Source organism: Nostoc sp. DedQUE08 (assembly GCF_034530895.1).
Classification (GTDB): Bacteria; Cyanobacteriota; Cyanobacteriia; order Cyanobacteriales; family Nostocaceae; genus Nostoc.
The window spans coordinates 67502-86330 of record NZ_JAVRCD010000037.1 but is presented as its reverse complement, the minus strand read 5'-3'; the positions used below and the strand labels follow the sequence as shown (position 1 = coordinate 86330).

Sequence of the window (18829 nt, the reverse complement as noted above, 5' to 3'; positions counted from 1 at the left end):
AGTATGGACATTGCACAGTAGATGACCTCAATTCATCCCTCTATTATGCAACGCCCAATAATTTACTAAGCTGTTGCAAATTCTGTAAATTTTCTCACATCTGGAGGCTGAAAAGCTAATACAATATCGCTGCTACTTACACCTAACTTCATTAATTCAGTGGCTATTCCTTCTTCTGTCCAGTCTTCTTCTATGAAAATTTTCTCATTTTTAATCCGAATATGAACATGAGTATACTTAAGTCTTTTGCTACCTTGCCAATCTACAGTTAACCAGAGATAATGATCGTGATTTTCATCAAATACTAAACAATTTTCAGCAATTTTATCAGGTGATTGACGAGACAAATTATCATATTCAGTTAGCACCTGTTTAATTAACTCTCGATATCCTATTAATTTATCCATAAAGTAATTTCCTCCCTTTCATTGTTAAAAACAATAATTTCAATTTGCTGAAGTTTAACCACTGTTTGAATAGATTTTCTTTGAAAGAAAGTATCAAATACTGTATCTCTGATTGCTAGATAAATTTTATAGTTTTTACTGGCTAGTTGTAAAATATCGCGGTAAAGAATATATTGACCTAGAGCATTTTCAAAATCTCTCATGGGAGAAGGACTGATAAAACTTTTGATTTCTACAACTATTTTCCGTCCTTCTTGTTCTGCTAATAAGGCTTTTTCTACAAATAAATCAGCATAAAGTTCTGCATCTTCATACTGCAAAAAATAAGGGTCAGCTATAATTATCCAGCCATCTTTAATTAAGGCATTTTTAACAGCATTATGATAAATGTCTTTTGCTGGCATTTCCTTCGTGGTAATATTGGCTAGATATTAAGTTCAGTTATTATAATTATACTCACTGACCAAGAAGTTCAATATCTCATCCCCTGAAAATTACACTCCCAAAGAGCGATCGCCTGTTGTAGAAGGGTGAGCGATCGCTTTGCAGAAAACCTCAAAAATAATGCGATTGCCTGTTGTAGAAGGGTGAGCGATCGCTTTACAGAAAACCTCAAAAACTAAGCGATCGCTTATTGTAGGAGAGTGAGCGATCGCTTTGCAGAAAACCTCAAAAATAAAGCGTAGACGCGTGAAGGCTTGTCGTCAGACATCCTTTGTTAGCCACTGATTTGCAAGCCTAACGGGATAGTTGAGCCGCAGAATACTTTGTATCCTTATCAGGAGTTAGATTTAACTTACACGCTTCTCCCAACAAAGAGGCAAATCAAAACCGTTTATCAAGAATGGTTTATCATGATTTCCGGTTCCAATAAATATTTTACTTGGTTCCCAATCGTCTATAACTTTTTGCATAATCTTTGTAGCTTGTGTTCTAACACTTGGACGTTTTTTGACCTCAAGACGCTCGTTATAACAATCGCCTGAATAGTGAAGATATTTGCCTTGGCACAGATGAAGATTGCTTTGGTATATAACTTCATCTTTAAAAAAAATGGTGAGTGCCAATGATGGTTGGTTCGGATTAATGTAGATCGAACAAGTTGAGACAGTAGACCAGTTTGGATCTGTCATTTTTATAGCAATCCCTTCTTTAACTGTTCTACTAAATCCCTTGCCACAACATGGACAATGTTCAACTGGAAGCGGCTCATTAATAATGGCTACTTTAATATTTTTTCCAAAATAATCAACTTCACCGATAATTTCTTCTGCCCAATACTCGTAGTCACCCTCAAGTAGATGAAATACTCTCTCATACTCAATCTTCTCGTCAAACCACTGCATAACTAATTGCGCTGCATGGATATGTTCATAATTTCCATATACGCTAACAGTAGCCAGAATCTTTGGTTTATCTTGCCTAGCTTCTGTGACAAACCTCTCCCACGAACTCTTAAATTCTTTGATCCTCTCAGCACCTAGTTCAGTATGCTTTACACGGTCATAGGCATCAGGTCTATGATGCAGATCATGATCCTGAACACATAAAACAGCGAGATTCTCGTCAACGGTGTTAGACGAATCTTCATCAATATGATGCAAATGAAGACCAATACCCCTTCTTTTACAGACACAACACCTATATAAATTTTTCGTAAGCAAACGTTCTTTTTGCTCTTTTGAAGGATGTTTTCTTTTGGTCAACTCTAATCTCCACAATAGGTATTAAAGATTTGTTGATAGATGGCCGCTATTGTATCTGCTAACCTGTTTTCTTTTTCTATATTCTGTGAAAAGTCAGATAAATGCGAAAGGCACGGGATAACTATGCCTTTTACCTTATTGGCTATGTATAAACCTACTCAATATCATCTAAAATATCTAAAGTTAACGGTTAAAGCATCCATTAGGGCATTTTAGATTGAAGATTAGGGCAGGTAAGATGCCTGCCCTATAAGGACTATTCTATTCCTTCAATTCGGTCTTCAACTTCTTGGTATAACTCGCGTAGACGATCTAAATTCTCCTCGCTAGTTTCCCAATAACCGCGTCCATTTACTTCCAATAAAGTTGATACAACCTTGCGGAAAGAATGAGGATTAAGGTTTAACAACCGTTTCTGCATTTCTTCATCTTTGATAAAGGTTTCGTTAGTATCCTCGTAAATCCAGTTATCTACAGCGCCGGCTGTCGCACTCCAACCCATTGTGTTTACTAATCGTTTGGAGAGTTCGCGCACACCTTCGTAACCGTGATTCAGCATCCCCTCATACCACTTAGGATTTAACAATTTAGTACGAGCATCTAAGCGCACGGTTTCTGTTAATGTCCGCACTTGAGCGTTAGCTGTGGTTGTATCTGCAATATAAGATGCTGGTTTTTTACCATCACCCCGCAGATTTGCCACCAGCTTAGTGGGATCTGAGTCGAAGTAGTGGGAAACGTCTGTTAAGCTAATCTCGGAAGAATCCAGATTTTGGAAAGTTGCATCAGCAGTTTTCAATGTACTTTCAAAAATCTGCCGGGATTCATCCATGATTCCGGGGTTATCGGAATTGAAGGAGAAAGATTTGCGTTTCAGGTACATTTCCTGTAACTCGGCTTCGCTATCCCAAGTGCTGTTTTCTACCGCCAAGTTAATATTTGACGAGTAGGAACCAGAAGCGTTGGAGAAAACGCGAGTCGCGGCTTGACGCAGATTAATCCCCATATCTTGGGCTTGCTGCAAAGCGTGTTTGCGAACAAAGTTCATTTCTAAGGGTTCATCCGCCTCAGCCGCCATTTTCACCCCTTGATCTAGCAGGTTCATTTGGTTGATGAACAAGTCGCGGAATACACCAGAACAGTTGATTACTACATCAATTCTGGGGCGTCCCAACTCTTCTAGAGATATCAATTCCAACTTGTTCACCCGTCCCAAGGCATCGGGAACTGGACGCACGCCCACCATCCACATAATCTGCGCTAGAGATTCACCGTAAGTTTTGATGTTATCGGTTCCCCAAAGGACGCAGGCAATAGTTTCTGGCCATTTTCCATCGTTTTCAGCTTTGTTACGTGCCAAAAGCCTGTCTACAACGATTTTGGCTGATTGGACTGCTGCTGTTGTTGGGATGGATTGTGGATCGAGTGCATGGATATTCTTACCCGTAGGTAATACATCCGGGTTGCGGATGGGATCGCCACCTGGGCCAGGTAGAACGTACTCACCTTCTAAGCCTTTGAGTAATGCTCCCAGTTCGTTGTCGGCACAAACTTGTTGCAGGCAGAATTCCAAATACTCAAATAGGGGTTTTAGAGCTGCGCCATCGACTTTGGGATAACCTGCTTTATGCAATGCTTCTACCCAAGGTTCTTTTTTGCCCATGTTGAAAAAATTCAACCGGGAAACCAGAGAAACTCGTCCTTCCGCGTCGATTTGCTCTTGCACAAGGGCAGTTACTGCTGCACGGGTTGCCAAAGTGATATCTTGCAATAACTGGACATCTTCTAAAATGCCTCTGTCATTATTTTGATAAATATCGTCAATGTTACGCCCAATGCTATTGGCGATAATTCCGGGTAAACCTTGAAGTCCCTCTTCTTGACGATCTAGACTAGCAATGTTGACGAGAGTTGCGATCGCTTCTTCTGCACTTGGCGGTTTACCAATGACGTGCAACCCACAAGGCAACAACCGCGACTCGATTTCCATCAACTTGCGGTAGACGTTGCCAACAATATTATCGCGCTCTTCAGCACTCATATCTCTGGCATCGGTTTCTGGCAGGTCAATATCTTTATCCAGATTCACGATCCGGCATTTATCCATGATGCTGTTAACAATGGGAACACCGCGTCCGCTATCTTTTAAGGTTTGGTAGGAAGCAATTAATTCGCTAAGTTCCTTCAAACCTTTATACAACCCAGCATTTTCTGCTGGCGGTGTCAAGTAAGAAATGGTTTCGGCATAACTCCGGCGTTTGGCAATTGTCGCTTCACTCGGATTATTCGCTGCATAGTAATACAAGTTGGGAATTGAGCCAATCAAGTTGTCTGGATAACAATCACCAGACATCCCCATCTGTTTACCTGGCATGAATTCCAAGGAACCGTGTGTACCAAAATGCAGTACAGCGTCAGCTTTCCAAACTTGCTCTAAATAAGTGTAGTAGGCAGCGAAACCGTGGTGAGGACTAGCTGAACGGGAGAACAACAGCCGCATCGGGTCGCCTTCGTAACCAAATGTGGGTTGGACACCGATGAAGACGTTACCGAATTGCTTACCATAAATTAGCAGATTTTGCCCATCGCTGTTGAGATGTCCGGGAGGTGGCCCCCAGTTTTCCTCTAAGCGTTGCGAGTAGGGGGTCAGCGCCTCATACTCAGGAACCGACATTTTGTAAGCAACGTTCAGTTCTGGGCTGTTGTACTGCGCCTGTGCGTCATGGATGACTTCTTGCATCAACGCTTCGGCTGATTCTGGCAATTCTGGTAAGTCGTAGCCGTTATTTTTGAGGGCTTTCATCACCTCGTAGATGGAACCGAATACATCCAAATAAGCGGCGGTTCCGACGTTGCCTTTATCTGGCGGGAAGCTAAAAACGGTGATAGCGACTTTCTTATCTAGCTTCGGCTTGCGGCGGAGGTTAGCCCATTTTAAGGCGCGTTCGGCTACCGCTTCAACCCGATCGCGCAGTGCGATCGCTTTCCCTGTAGTTCCATCTCTACCCGATAATATAATCGGCTCAATTGCTCCATCCAATTCAGGAATTGCAATTTGCAAAGCTACTTGAATTGGATGTAACCCTAAATCGCTATCCATCCACTCTTCTGTGGTTTGGAATACTAAGGGTAGCGCCACCATATAAGGACGGTTTAAGCGTTTGAGTGACTCTATTGCCTTGGGATGGTCTTGTCTGGCTGGGCCACCCACTAAAGCAAAACCAGTCAGCGATATCACTGCATCTACCAACTGTATGTTAGTAGTCGGTTCGTAGAAGAAAGCATCCACAGGCTTGGAGAAGTCCAAACCACCAGCAAACACAGGTAATACCCGCGCGCCTAATGCTTCCAACTCCTGCACCATTGCCACATAATGGGCATCATCCCCTGTAACTAGGTGGGTGCGTTGCAATACTAACCCGACACAAGGAGCTAGGGGATCTTTGAGATCGCTAGAAATATCCTTACGAGCTGTATACCAATTGAGGTACTCTCTGACATCTTCAAACATATTGGGAGCCAAAGGATGCCAAATCCCTAGATCGGGATAAACCACAGGCTGTTCGTATGTAGAAGGTGCAAAATTCTGTTTTTCTAAACCTTTAAATACATATTTATCAGCTAGCATCAGCAAGAAGTTTTCCAGATTTTCTGGAGAACCACCTAGCCAATACTGAAAACTGAGCATGAAATTTCGGGCATCCTGTGCCTTGTCCATTGGTAAAAACTTCAGCACTTGCGGCAGTGTTCGCAAAAGCTTTAACATCCCATCTTGGAATCCCGCACCTGATTTTTCTTTGCGTTTCCGCATGAATTGAGCGATCGCACTTTTTGACTGACCCAACTGTGCCAAAGAAAAGCTACCCATTTTACTCAGGCGCATTACTTCTGGCATCGAGGGAAAGACAACGGAAACATCCAAGCGATCGCGGTGTGGTTCTACTGCTGCTACTACTTTCTGTGCTAAGTCTTCGATGAAAATGAGGGAAGCGATGAAGATATTCGCACTCTCGATTTCTCGTTTGAACTCCTCATAGTTCTCTGGGTCGCGGAGTTCCTCAATCAAGTACCCGCTGATTTCAATCGCCAAGTTAGGATTGTTCGCGTTAATCGTGCGAACCGCTTGCGACAATGCGCTTTGGTACTGGGACTCAAGCACGACATAGACCACCTTGATTAAACTACGTCCGCGTAAGTTATCAGGCGCAATGTGTCTAATGGTGGACTTGACGTGTGTGAACATGCTTCTTCGGCTCCTTTGATGCGTGTTCTCTGAAGGAAGTTCCTAGCGGCATTAGCAGCCACAGGTAACTTGCGATTTTTTAGGCAATATCTGTTTTTTATCAGAAAACGCTTGCCCAGTAGGCATTTTATCCTCTATCTGACACAAATCGATATAAAAAACGAAATATTTCTTCGTAATTGTTGACTTTATCTAAAAGTATTAACTCACATATTTGTAAAATTTTTGCAATACTTATTTTTAATAGTTAAATAGCTAAATAGCTATTTAAATCCATTTACAAAACAAAACTTGCTTTGCTGACTAAATATTTTTTAGTTAGCATAGACATACCTTAAATATGTAGTTGTAAATTTATAAGAAGCAGTAGAAAGGCAGAGTTTCTTTCGGATTAAATTGAGAAATTATCAACAAATACAGTTCGGTTAAGAATTTTTTGGAGAACCATAGATAGGCCTATAGAGATGCGAAACTTTGGGTCTCTACACTATCCACTAAATAAAAAGCAATTAGTATTTATCTTCTGCTTAAATAAAACCATGCTTGATAAGAAAACAGAATAAAAATGAAGTATAAAATTTCTCGTCATGCACAGACAGAAATGGAGCGAAGAAATATATCTCAATTTTTATAGGACTTACGCAAAATTATGGAAAAACGAACCGCGAAGGACACGTTCGCGTAGCGTATTGTAGAGAAGGACACGAAAGGAAGAGGGTTTTAGAGAGTTATTGCGTAAGTCCTATTTGAGTTCAATCTGTTTTTTATATTATTAATGTGAAACGGGATTACAGAAAAGTTAAAAACCGTCCCCGATTAGAAGGAACGGTTAAGACAGTTTGTTGATGAACTAATTCAATAGGTGGACAAACTTCCAATTTATGCGTTGGTTTGTTCAGAAATTAAGTTACAGTTCCAAACCCTGTCACACCGAAATCGGTTCTTCAATGTTTACCACCACGGCTTGTAGTTCCTTCGCTTTCTCTTCCGGTAAGGCATCATTGGCAAACATCCCCGCTGCGAGTTCAGTTCCCGCGAGATATTTCAGCCTTTCGCTTGTCCGGTATGGTGGAAAAAACTCGGCGTGTAAATGCGCTTCGGGGTGAGCTAAACCGTCAGTTGGTGCTTGGAACCAAGCCATCAAGTAAGGAAACGGGCGATTCCACAAACCGTCATACTTGAGAGTGACAGTTTTTAACGCTTTGGCAAGTCCCCAACGTTGCTGTGGAGTAAGATCCATAAAAGTGCTAACTGGCTCTTTTGGTGCAAGCCAGACTTCATAGGGGTAACGAGCGCAAACTGGGACAAATGCGATCGCATACTCATCTTGATAAATAATCCGTCGATCCTCTGCAATTTCTTTTTGAATCAAGTCTTGCAGTAAACCCCGCCGATGTTCTTGATAATACTCCTGCTGCATCGCCAGCATTCGCGCTGGAACAGGCGGTATAAAAGGATAGGCGTAAATTTGCCCGTGGGGATGGTGCAATGTTACACCCACCTCTACACCTTTATTTTCAAAGGGCAGCACGTATTGGATTTGGGGATTTAGTCCGAGTTCGCGGGTGCGATCGCCCCACACTGACAACAGCAAATCTAGATGATCCAACTGTAAGGAACTGAGAGAGGCGCGGGCATCTTGAGTAAAAACCACTACCTCACAGGCTCCATTAGCTGGTAACGTTTCCACGATCGTATCGGGTGGATTGTTGGCTGTCGGACTCATTGAGGGAAAGCGGTTATCAAACACTGCCACATCATACTTACCTTGTGGTAGTTCCGTTGGGAACTCAGGGTTAGTGGTAGGTGCGAGGGGATTGTATTCTGGAGGCGGCATGAATGTCCGCCCTTGACGGTGACTAGCATAAGCTACCCATTCGCCCCGCAAGGGGTGCCAGCGCAAGTGGGGATTAGCTTGCACTGGCTCATTACTAGGGCTAGGGGCTTCTAACTGACTAGTAATTGGGTAGCGACTGTATAATTTGAGTTTGCGTCCGTCGGGCTTTAACAGCTTGTGGGAGTACATAAACCTTGTCCTGAGAGGGTTGCTGCGCGGATTGCCTCAATGGGAAATTTCGGCGTGCGATCGCCGTACAATAAACCGTTAGCTTCTTGGAAGGTATCAGTTAATTGTGTGTAACAGAATCCGCTAAATAGCTCAATGTTATTAACGGTTTCCAAGAGAGCAGCATATTTCATTTCTAATTCGGAGATATTCGAGCAGTTTTCATATCCCCAAGCTTGATCGGCATTAGGTTCGTCAAGAGGGGCATAGGCGATACCACCAAATTCAGTTAACATCACTGGTTGTCCTTGATGGGGATAGTTATCCAAGGTGAGAATACGTCCCCCAGGACGGCTACGCTCAAATAGATCCGATACTTGAATATCCGGTCTGTAGCGATGGGCTAATCGTTCAGGATGTCGTTCATAGTCGTGAATAGCGAGGATGTCGGTATCGGTACTTTCCCAACCATCGTTACCAATTACTGGGCGAGTCGGATCGAGAGTCTTAGTCAGATGATACATTGCCAAGACGTAGTTACGATGAGCCGCCGTTTCAGTCAAATTTGGCACTCCCCAAGATTCATTAAACGGCACCCACGCCACAATACAAGGATGGCTAACATCTCGCTTGATAATTTCCGTCCATTCACGGGTCATCCGTTCCACAGCTTTCGGTGTGAAGCGGTAAGCACTGGGCATCTCCTCCCATACTAACAACCCTAAAACGTCTGCCCAATATAAAAAGCGGGGGTCTTCAATTTTTTGGTGTTTGCGTACTCCGTTAAAACCCATAGCTTTTACGAGTTCTACATCACGTCGTAATGCTTCGTCATTAGGTGGAGTCATTAATGTCTCAGGCCAATAACCTTGGTCGAGAACTAACCTCAGATAGTAGGGGCGACCGTTGAGCATAAAGCGATCGCGCTGGACGCTGACAGTCCGCATCGCTGTATAAGATTGCACTTCATCTAACAGACGATCTTTATCCCATAGCTGAATTTGGGCATCTATCAGCGTCGGCTTTTCTGGACTCCACAGTAATTCATTACGGCAGTCGTCAATACCCGGATCGCTCAGAACAATGCGGCGGCTAATTTCCCCATTGAATACTTCATAGGTATCGCTTGCTAACAGGCGATCGCCAGCGCTGAGTTTAATTTTGATTTGTACATTTGAAGTAGGTAAATTGCCAGCCAGCCCAAGTTCAAACCCAATTTCCCAGCGTTCGCAATCGGGAATCCAACGAAGATTACCGATATAAGCCTCACCTACGCGTTCCAGCCAGACTGTCTGCCAAATACCGCTTGTGCGAGGATACCAAATACTATGGGGTTTCAACTGCCAATCTTGTTTACCACGAGGTTTGGCGAGGTCGTGCGGATCGTCTTGCGCCCACACTGTTACCTTGGTTGTACCAGTGTCATTTAAAGCATGGGTTATATCGAGAGTGAAAGAGGTGTGTCCGCCTTCATGCTCGGCTATATATTTATCGTTTACCCACACACGAGCGCGATAGTCCACAGCACCAAAGTGTAACAGTAATCTGCCGTCCCCTGATGGTGTTTCAAATTCTCGCTCGTACCAGCAGTTTGGATGAAAACCGCGATCGTTAATCCCACTTTTGGTAGATTCGGGCGCATAAGGAACTTCTATATGATGACACCATTCGCTAAAATCGCTGGGTTCAACACATTTTCCTTGGTCATCAAATGCGAATTTCCACAGCCCATTTAAAGTTTGCCAGTGCGATCGCTTTAACAATGGTCGTGGGTGTGCTGCTGTTAAGTCCACAAAATTACTATCTGTTTTAGAGGTCAATTTAACCTCAGGATTCTCTAAATCTAACAACTTCATCAAATTTCCTCCCTATCCATAACTCAATCAACCCTTGCTATAGACTAAATCCAGACCCAAATATTGGGTTTCCAGATATAGCAAGAGTTTTGACCCGATCGTTCATCAATCGGTTCGAGCTAGTAGCATTATGTTTTTTCGTAGCCAATACTGATACCTTCCCCACTTACGTGATGAAGTATAACAATAAGTTTATATACCCCTAGCTCGTGACATTATGGCATATACATTACCGATCTTTGCCAGGTTATCTAAAAAAAAGCATTATATTTAGGTGCCTAATAACTATCATAAATCTGCCACACGAGAAAGTGGTTGTTATGAACATTTTATTTATATCAATTGTTTAAGTAAATTTTTTAAAATCATTTATTAGTCAATAAGCATTAGCAAACAAAAGATAAATACTTAAAATCAGGTTATATAAGAGAATAACGGAACCATTCGTTGAATATTGCTAAATAGAGAGCATTTTTGTCTGCCACCACGCCGATGATGAAGTTTAAGTAGGCGGGAGGCAGCTATGCTGGAAGTTTTATTAAGATCGGAGTAGCACCCTTCCTTAATAAGAGCCACAAAACAAGAAAATTTGGTGTTCTTGTCCTAAACCCCTGTTCCGTTTGGTCACGGCAGGAAACAGTGTTTCGACTCCCTTCCCTACGGGACGCTATGCGTAGCTTGCTTCCCCCGAAGGGTACGACTACCAAGAGGGGAGTTTTCCTCCAGCAAGAACTACACCAATTTTTACACCTGCTAAAATGCTGGCATTCGGTGCTGCCCACAAAATATGCCATACTTCGGTTTTGCGGTTCGGCTCACTATAAAGACGTTGAGCAATCTCGTCGTCGGGATGAAGGTGAATCGGTAGCCGACTCGAAGCACTAATGAACTTCTGTTCATATGGCGTACTAAGAATGTTCCTAATAACCTCGCGGCGTACAGGAATGCATTGTCTAGTATACCATCGCCTTGATACAAGCTTTTGCCTAATTCTTCACACATCTGTTATTTCATCAAACTCATTCTCGATTACGCCAATGGTGAGTCATAAGACTTTTTATGACTAAACAATACAAAGCACTTTGAATTTACTTTCACAAACACCTAACTATAGAAGTCTTTTTCATGCTGTGCTTATTGAAAAAACAGTTTAATTTAGATTCATGGTTAAACAACAAGTTCTGAACACAGCAAGCACAAAACCAAACAGCTAAGACTCTATTGAAAATAATAAATAATCTTTATTTTCATCAAACTCTAAGCCCCTAAATTCCAGTAAATCTTGATTTAAATAGAAGATTTACATCTGTGCAAACCATAACTTAATCTGAACGAACTTGACCGCATTACAATCAACATCTAAAGGACAAAAAAAATGGCACTTTTCAATCTTGGTACACTCGGTAGCACTCCTGTTGTTAAGAATAACTTTGATTTAACTACATCCGATCCCACAGATGTCTTTCAGTTCAAAATTACCAGTGGCAAAAATATCAACCTTTCTCTGACAGACATTAGCGCGGGTGATGATGCCGACATCAGGCTGTTTCGAGATGCGAACAATAACGGCGTACTAGACGACTTCGACCGAAAAGTTGGAATTGTTTCCAATCGCGGAAGCAACCAAGATGAGGCGATTAACTTTAAAACTAGCTCAGGTACTTTTTTTGCGGAAGTTTCTCGCTTTGCTCCAGGTAGTTCAGGAAATGTCAGTTACGATTTAGCCTTGTCTGCGACTGAACCTGCTGGAACTTTTCCGATTTCAGCTAGTTCTAGCAACCTTCTACCTAAAGAATTTGTACTTGGTCACTTGTCAGGTAATACCACTCGTACAGGTAACGTCAATAACACTAACGCTACTGATGTTTATAGCTTCTCTTTGGGATTTCGTGAGAGTGTCGACATCAGATTGGAAGGATTAAGCAGCGATGCTGATATCCGGGTGATTCGAGACTCTAACAACAATCGCATTGTTGACGCAGGTGAGGTAATTGGAAGCTCTACTAATGCAGGTATTACTTCAGAACTGATTTCCAACATTAACACTCCTGGTGACTACTTCTTGCAGGTAACTGAATTCACTGGCAACACTAACTATAATGTGTCTTTTAGCCAGTTCTCTGTCCCTGCTTAAGTTTAGGCATTAGCAGTGGTGAATAGTACTTGAACGCTTTGTACAGCAATGCTTTCAAGAGTATGCAAATGATGCAAGCGGCAGAGAATCATACCTGAACTTTGCCGCTTTTACTCCACACTCTAGACAAAAAATTACATCAGGCTTAACTAAAACTAATCTTGCTTTAAGCAAATAACTATTTACACCAAAAAAACAAAAAAATGACTAATTTCAATCTTGGTACTCTGTCTAGCACCCCTTCTCACTTTTCTTTTGAAACACCAGACCCTACTGATATCTATCAGTTCCAAATCAGCAGTACCAGAAACGTTAACTTGTCTCTTAACGAGATTAGTGCTGGTGATGATTCCGATCTGAGACTTTTTCGAGACGTTAACGGTAACGGTATATTAGACGCGACCGACCGAGCGAATGGATTGGTTGCAAGTTCACGCAATGGCAGCAACTTTGATGAATCAATTAATGTCAGAGCAAATGCAGGTACTTATTTTGCTGAAGTCTCTCGCTTTTCTGGTTCCGGCACTGTGACTTACGATTTAGACTGGTCTGCAACGACACCCAATTCAACACTCGATTTCAACAATCTTTTGCCCAAGGAATTTGAACTTGGTGACTTATCAGGTGATATCGCGCGTACTGGTTTTATCAGTGACAAAAATACCGCTGATGTTTACCATTTGTCTCTAGGAAGCTTTGAGGGTGTCAATATCACATTGAGCGGACTAAGCAATGATGCTGATATCCGACTAATTCGAGACTTTAATCGCAATGGCAGAGTTGAGGTAGGAGAGGAAATTGCCCGTTCTATTAAAAGCGGTATTACCTCAGATATTATTTCCAATATTAAGGATGCTGGTGATTACTTTCTACAGGTCGATCAATTCAAAGGTAGCACTAATTACACTTTGAGTTTTGACCATTTCACCACTTTCGATGCTTAAGTTTAAGCATCGAAAGTGGTGAATAGTACTTGAAAGTATTGTACGGCAATGCTTTCAAAGGTATGCAAATGATGCAAACGGCAGAGAGTTATACCTGAACTTTACCGCTTCATTGCATAAATTATAGCTGCACTCATCAAATATTTCAACAAAATTGACGCTAAAGATTTAATCATAAGAAACCTCTGGTAACTCAGAGGTTTTTTTGGATTAATTTTATACAACAATTTTTTAGTGTTACCAAGGTTTGCCAAAGCGATCGCCTGAGGCAAGCTTTCGCCTACTTCTTTACATATCCCTTATTCGATCAAACTCATTCTCAATTACGGCAACGGCGAATTATATGACTTTTTCTGACTAAATCATACAAAGTATTTGGAATCTATTTTAAAAAACACCTAACTATAGAAGTCTTTTTCATGCTGTGTTTCTTGAAGAAACAGTTTAATTTAGACTCATGGTTAAACAACAGGTTCTGAACGCGGCAAGCACAAAACCAAACAGCTAAGGCTCTCTTGAAAATAATAAATGTTCTTTATTTTCATCAAAATCTAAGCTTATAAAATCTAGTAAATGTCGATTTAAATCGGAATTTACATCTGTGCAAACCACAACTTAATCTGAATTTGACTAACACACAATCAATAATCTTAAGGAGAAAATATGAGTACTGTAAACCTTGGTTCATTAGCTAGCACCCCTCGTCCTTTGAATGGCTTCTTAAATGCAGTTGAACCCACAGATGTCTTTAGGTTCTCAATCGACAGTACTAAAAACATCAACTTGTCTCTTAACAACATTAGCACTGGTGATGATGCCGACCTGAGACTGTTTCGTGATGTTAATGCTAACGGTATATTAGACGCTACTGACAGAATAAATGGATTTATTGAAAGTTCCACTAAGTTAGGCAACATTGATGACGCGATTAACGTTAGAGCCAACGCAGGTACTTATTTTGCCGAAGTATCTCGCTTTGCTTCAGGTAGTTCGGGCGGTGTCAGTTACGATTTAGACTTGTCTGCGACTACATCCAATTCTACAGGCGGTTTCAGCAATCTTCTGCCGAAGGAATTTGTACTTGGTAATCTGTCAGGTGATGTCACCCGTTTTGGTAACGTCAGTAACAATAATACCGCAGATGTTTACAACTTCTCTTTGGGATTGTTTGAAGGTGTCAACATTCGCTTGACTGGAATCAGCGCCAATGCCGATGTTGACATCCGACTAATTCGAGACTTGGACGGCGATCGCATCGTTGACGTTGGTGAGGAAGTTGCGCGTTCTACTGGAGGTTTAGGTCAGGCAGAGTTAATTTCTAATATTAGACAATCTGGTGACTACTTCTTGCAAGTCAATCAATTCTCTAACAGTAGTGCCTACACTGTGACGTTCGATCACTTTACTACCCCCGAAGCTTAAGTTTAGGCATTGGCAGTGGTGAGTAATACTTGAAAGTTTTGTACGGCAATGCTTTCAAGGGTATGCAAATGATGCAAGCGGTACAAATCCATACCTGAATACCGCTTGCATTTCTAAATATATCTTTGCACAGCTCAAATATTTGCATAAATATTATGAATAAAACATTACAACTAGGCGATGTCTACAACGAGCGTAGCGGCAGCGCTATCTTACCGCCAGAAATTATTCCCTTTTTAGCAAGTTACAATCTAATTCCGCAATTGTTATCTCAGAGCATTATCGAATTAGCGATCGCACCAATCATCTGCACACAAACCGAAATATCTCATGCTCTAGAACAATTTTATCAGCAATGGGATTTGACTACCGAGCAAAAAATCCAAGATTGGTGCTTATGTTACGGTATGACTCAAGAACAATTAGAACTTTTTGCCACCCGGAAGCTGAGAGTAGAAAAGTTCAAGCAACAAACTTGGGGACATCAACTAGAATCTTATTTTCTCAAATACAAAAGACATTTCGACCGAGTCATTTATTCTTTAATTCGGACTAATAGTAGAGGAACTGCTAACGAGCTATTCTTCCGAATTACAGAAGGAGAACAATCATTTTCGGAACTAGCTCGTGAATATTCTCAAGGGACAGAAGCTGATACAAATGGCATCATCGGCCCAGTAGAACTTGGTACTATAACTCCCAATTTTGCTAAGTTACTTTGCACAAGTCAAGTAGGTATAGTTCAACCACCCGTACCCTTTGGAGACTCATGGATAATTATACGCGTGGAAAAGTTTATCAGTGCCCAGTTGGACGATTTTATGCGCCAACGATTGCTGCAAGAGAATTTTGAAGCTTGGTTTCAACAGCAACTAAGTCAACTATCACCAGAAGAAAAAGCCTGGATGGGAATCAACAGCAAACCAGCACAGCCTCAAGAAGCGAAAGCTGCTTAAAAATTATTAAAATCGCGTGCAAGAGATGATGACAAATACAACCGTTGATATTCAAGAATATATTGCTGAACTATTTCCTTTCAATTATCTGTCACCAAATGTTTTAGAAAATTTGCTCGACAAGGTGCAATTTTGTCGTTATCGCATCGGGCAGGTAATAGTAACCAGAGAAGCTATGCCCAATTGGATTAGCATTATCTACCAAGGGCAAGCGCGTTTATTAACCTGCAATTCCCAAGGACAAAATCCGGCGACACTGAAGTTACTCTCTCAAGGAGAGGTTTTGGGTTGGGTAAGTTATATGCGGGGTATTGCTTGTGAAACTGCGATCGCTTCTACTGAAGTTATCGCGATTAATCTACCTATTGCTGGTTTTCTAACTTTACTCAAGCAGGAAGAGGCTTTTGTCCACGCCTTGCAAAATGAGATTACTCTTTTAGAAGTGCATGAACTGCTTACCGAAGAACTCAGCCGTCGCGCAGATGGTAGCAGAAATTTAGTTAAATTTGCCCAAGCTGCAACTGAAGTTGCGATTATCCAAACAATTCCTGCACGCAAAGTCTTTCAGCAGCAGTTAGATTCAGAATTTTTGTGGTTAGTCAGCAGTAATTTTGATGCTGAGTTCCCTGTGGGGAGTCGCTTAGAGTTAGATGAACTCAACCCCAAGCTGAAATTTAATACAAATATGCGTCTGGTGGGATTGCCCAAATCAATATTTAGAGAAAATCTCGCTTTTCCTACACCAAAAACACTCTTACCCGCCGAGATTCCCTACGCCTCAGAAATTACTGTCACAGAAGCACCAGCAGCTAAGGGTAAACAAAAGAAGTTTCCTTATATCAAAGGTAGAGGGCCGCTGGATGCAACACTAGCTTGCTTCCAAATGTTGAGCCAATACTTTAACATCTCCTGGCGTAGAGATACATTGCAACGGGTGTTGACAAAGCAGCACGAACAAAAAGGCGTTATATCTCTGCAATTTTGCGCTGCTGCTGCTGAGTTGATGGGGTTGACAACACAGATGGTAAAAGTTCCCGCTACCGCAGTCGGACGCTTGCAACTACCAGTGATGATTTCTTGGCAAGATAGTTTTGCAATTATTTACAAAAATAGCGATCGAGAGTTACTCATTGCCGTTCCAGAGATGGGACTACTGCGCTACAAATTACGAGACTTTGCAGAAAACTGGGGGGCTGAAGGAGAAGTCCTGCTACTGCAAACTACCAAAAATACTCCCAAGGCGCGGTTTAGTTTGAGTTGGTTTGTACCTTCGCTGCGGCGCTATCGCAAAGTATTAATTGAAGTACTAATCGCTTCCATTGTTATTCAACTGTTTGGGCTGGTAAATCCCCTCGCCACACAGGTGATTATTGACAAAGTATTGGTTGGTAACAGTCCTGATACCCTGGAAGTTTTTGGCATCTTTTTGCTAGTAGTAGCAGTCATCGAAGCAATACTCACCAGTATCCGCACTCATTTATTTACAGATACCACTAACCGAATTGACCTCGCCCTTGGTTCTGAGGTGATTAATCATCTGTTGCGTCTGCCATTATCTTACTTTGAACGCCGCCCTGTTGGGGAATTGGCAACGCGAATTCACGAGTTGGAAAATATTCGCTCTTTCTTAACTGGTACAGCTTTAACTGTGGTGATGGATGCTGTATTTTCAGTGGTCTACATTGTAGTAATGGCGATTTACAGCCCAGTGTTGACATTAGTTGCTTTGGCAACAGTACCGTTGTTTGGCTTGCTCAACTTGATGGTATCACCTGTGATGCGGCGACAATTGCAAGAAAAAGCAGAATGCAATGCCGAGACGCAATCTTACCTAGTGGAAGTGATGGGGGGAATGCAGACAGTCAAGGCGCAAAATTTAGAAATGCGATCGCGTTGGCAATGGCAAGAACGCTATGCTCGTTACATCAGCGCAGGTTTCAAAACAGTCTCTACCCAAACTACTGCCGGTTCTGTTAGCAGTTTTCTCAACAAGTTTTCCAGTATGTTAGTACTATGGGTGGGAGCTTTTCTCGTCCTCAATCAGCATCTAACCTTGGGACAACTCATCGCTTTTCGCATCTTGGCTGGTTATGTTACTAGTCCCTTGTTACGCCTAATGCAACTTTGGCAGAACTTCCAAGAAACCGCTTTATCTCTGCAACGCCTTGCTGATATTTTAGATACTCCCCAAGAAGTAGAAATCGGTAACTGTCAAAATATCCTAATGCCCAGCGTTCAAGGTAGCGTCCGCTTTGAAAATCTCAGCTTCAGTTTCTCGGAACACGGGCCATTGCAACTATGCAATATTAACTTAGATTTTCCGGCTGGCTCCTTTGTGGGAATTGTTGGTCAAAGCGGTTCCGGTAAAAGCACACTGCTAAAATTATTACCTCGACTTTACGAACCCAAATCCGGCAAAATCTTGATTGATGACTATGATATCAGCAAAGTAGAACTTTATTCTTTACGTCGTCAGATTGGTATGGTGTTACAAGATACCTTACTATTCGATGGCACAATCCGCGAAAACATTGCCTTGGGATATCCTGATGCTAGCGATGAAGAAATTATTACTGCCGCCAAAATAGCTTATGCCCACGACTTTATTATGTCTTTGCCCAGTGGCTATAACACCCGTGTGGGCGAGAGAGGTTCGGGACTGTCTGGAGGACAACGCCAACGAGTAGCGATCGCTCGTACTGTCCTGCAAAACCCGCAATTACTGATTCTTGATGAAGCTACCAGTGCCTTAGATTACAATGCCGAAGCCCAAGTTTGCCGTAACTTAGCGTCAGCTTTCCGAGAAAAAACAGTGTTTTTCATTACTCACCGCCTCAGCACAATTCGCAATGCCGATGTCATTCTCATGATGGATGGAGGTGCTGTGGTAGAACAGGGAACTCATGAAGAATTGATGGCGCTCAAAGGTTATTACTACTGTCTGTATCAGCAACAGGAAGCGAAAGTGTAGTCATTAGTCATTAGTCATTTGTCATTTGTCATTTGTCAGCAGTAAATACTATCGCTTCAACTTTAGATAATGAAATTTCAAGCTTAAAATTCGATACTTCAGCCTTTGAACTTGGAAGTTGCACCTTTTTACTGGAACGTTGAGCCTTTGAACTCGGAAGTTGCGCTTTTTTACTTGAACGTTGA

The 18829-nt window shown here is 42.0% G+C and carries 13 protein-coding genes; 6 read left to right on the top strand and 7 right to left on the bottom strand.

Going from position 1 to position 18829, the window contains the following annotated elements; genetic code table 11:
- Positions 1–65 precede the first annotated feature (65 nt).
- The 7 genes from RMY64_RS23020 to RMY64_RS22990 all read right to left on the bottom strand — a co-directional run bounded on the left by RMY64_RS23020 (position 66) and on the right by RMY64_RS22990 (position 10217).
- Positions 66–407 carry a XisI protein gene (locus RMY64_RS23020; RefSeq protein WP_322673698.1) on the bottom strand — a complete coding sequence of 114 codons (342 nt, stop codon included), beginning with the start codon at positions 405–407 and terminating at the stop codon, positions 66–68.
- A complete protein-coding gene (locus tag RMY64_RS23015; RefSeq protein WP_322673697.1) occupies positions 395–811 on the bottom strand; it encodes a XisH family protein in 417 nt (138 codons plus the stop codon). The genes RMY64_RS23020 and RMY64_RS23015 overlap by 13 nt, the downstream gene beginning before the upstream one ends.
- Before the next feature lie 68 nt (positions 812–879).
- Positions 880–1023, bottom strand: coding sequence for a hypothetical protein (locus tag RMY64_RS23010; protein ID WP_322673696.1), 144 nt, complete (start codon positions 1021–1023; stop codon positions 880–882).
- Positions 1024–1198: 175 nt separating this feature from the next.
- A complete protein-coding gene (locus tag RMY64_RS23005; RefSeq protein ID WP_322673695.1) occupies positions 1199–2113 on the bottom strand; it encodes an HNH endonuclease signature motif containing protein in 915 nt (304 codons plus the stop codon).
- 256 nt (positions 2114–2369) lie between these two features.
- Entirely contained in the window at positions 2370–6356 is a 3987-nt protein-coding gene (locus RMY64_RS23000) for a magnesium chelatase subunit H (protein WP_322701216.1), read from the bottom strand.
- 925 nt (positions 6357–7281) lie between these two features.
- Positions 7282–8382 (bottom strand): galactose-1-phosphate uridylyltransferase, encoded by a 1101-nt coding sequence (gene galT, locus RMY64_RS22995; protein WP_322701215.1) that lies wholly within the window; start codon positions 8380–8382, stop codon positions 7282–7284.
- On the bottom strand, positions 8361–10217 hold the full coding sequence (locus RMY64_RS22990; RefSeq protein WP_322685264.1) for a glycoside hydrolase family 2 protein: 1857 nt from the start codon (positions 10215–10217) through the stop codon (positions 8361–8363). The genes galT and RMY64_RS22990 overlap by 22 nt, the downstream gene beginning before the upstream one ends.
- A 669-nt stretch (positions 10218–10886) precedes the next feature.
- Here RMY64_RS22990 and RMY64_RS22985 point away from each other — a divergent pair.
- The 6 genes from RMY64_RS22985 to RMY64_RS22960 all read left to right on the top strand — a co-directional run bounded on the left by RMY64_RS22985 (position 10887) and on the right by RMY64_RS22960 (position 18644).
- Complete coding sequence (locus RMY64_RS22985) at positions 10887–11102, top strand: hypothetical protein (RefSeq protein ID WP_322689879.1); 216 nt, start codon at positions 10887–10889, stop codon at positions 11100–11102.
- Between the two features lie 490 nt (positions 11103–11592).
- A complete protein-coding gene (locus tag RMY64_RS22980; protein ID WP_322701214.1) occupies positions 11593–12351 on the top strand; it encodes a PPC domain-containing protein in 759 nt (252 codons plus the stop codon).
- Between the two features lie 203 nt (positions 12352–12554).
- Complete coding sequence (locus tag RMY64_RS22975; protein ID WP_322701213.1) at positions 12555–13295, top strand: PPC domain-containing protein; 741 nt, start codon at positions 12555–12557, stop codon at positions 13293–13295.
- Positions 13296–13958: 663 nt separating this feature from the next.
- Positions 13959–14717 (top strand): pre-peptidase C-terminal domain-containing protein, encoded by a 759-nt coding sequence (locus tag RMY64_RS22970; RefSeq protein ID WP_322701212.1) that lies wholly within the window; start codon positions 13959–13961, stop codon positions 14715–14717.
- A 155-nt stretch (positions 14718–14872) separates the two neighbouring features.
- Positions 14873–15673: a peptidylprolyl isomerase gene (locus RMY64_RS22965; RefSeq protein WP_322701211.1), complete on the top strand. Its 801-nt coding sequence runs from the start codon at positions 14873–14875 to the stop codon at positions 15671–15673.
- A gap of 25 nt (positions 15674–15698) precedes the next feature.
- Entirely contained in the window at positions 15699–18644 is a 2946-nt protein-coding gene (locus RMY64_RS22960) for a peptidase domain-containing ABC transporter (RefSeq protein WP_416212154.1), read from the top strand.
- Positions 18645–18829 lie beyond the last annotated feature (185 nt).

Bases quoted from the DNA above. Each gene is read 5' to 3' on its own strand.
- RMY64_RS23020 (WP_322673698.1), bottom strand. From the start codon at position 407: ATGGATAAATTAATAGGATATCGAGAGTTAATTAAACAGGTGCTAACT.
- RMY64_RS23015 (WP_322673697.1), bottom strand. From the start codon at position 811: ATGCCAGCAAAAGACATTTATCATAATGCTGTTAAAAATGCCTTAATT.
- RMY64_RS23000 (WP_322701216.1), bottom strand. From the start codon at position 6,356: ATGTTCACACACGTCAAGTCCACCATTAGACACATTGCGCCTGATAAC.
- galT (WP_322701215.1), bottom strand. From the start codon at position 8,382: ATGTACTCCCACAAGCTGTTAAAGCCCGACGGACGCAAACTCAAATTA.
- RMY64_RS22990 (WP_322685264.1), bottom strand. From the start codon at position 10,217: ATGAAGTTGTTAGATTTAGAGAATCCTGAGGTTAAATTGACCTCTAAA.
- RMY64_RS22985 (WP_322689879.1), top strand. From the start codon at position 10,887: ATGCGTAGCTTGCTTCCCCCGAAGGGTACGACTACCAAGAGGGGAGTT.
- RMY64_RS22980 (WP_322701214.1), top strand. From the start codon at position 11,593: ATGGCACTTTTCAATCTTGGTACACTCGGTAGCACTCCTGTTGTTAAG.
- RMY64_RS22975 (WP_322701213.1), top strand. From the start codon at position 12,555: ATGACTAATTTCAATCTTGGTACTCTGTCTAGCACCCCTTCTCACTTT.
- RMY64_RS22970 (WP_322701212.1), top strand. From the start codon at position 13,959: ATGAGTACTGTAAACCTTGGTTCATTAGCTAGCACCCCTCGTCCTTTG.
- RMY64_RS22965 (WP_322701211.1), top strand. From the start codon at position 14,873: ATGAATAAAACATTACAACTAGGCGATGTCTACAACGAGCGTAGCGGC.
- RMY64_RS22960 (WP_416212154.1), top strand. From the start codon at position 15,699: ATGATGACAAATACAACCGTTGATATTCAAGAATATATTGCTGAACTA.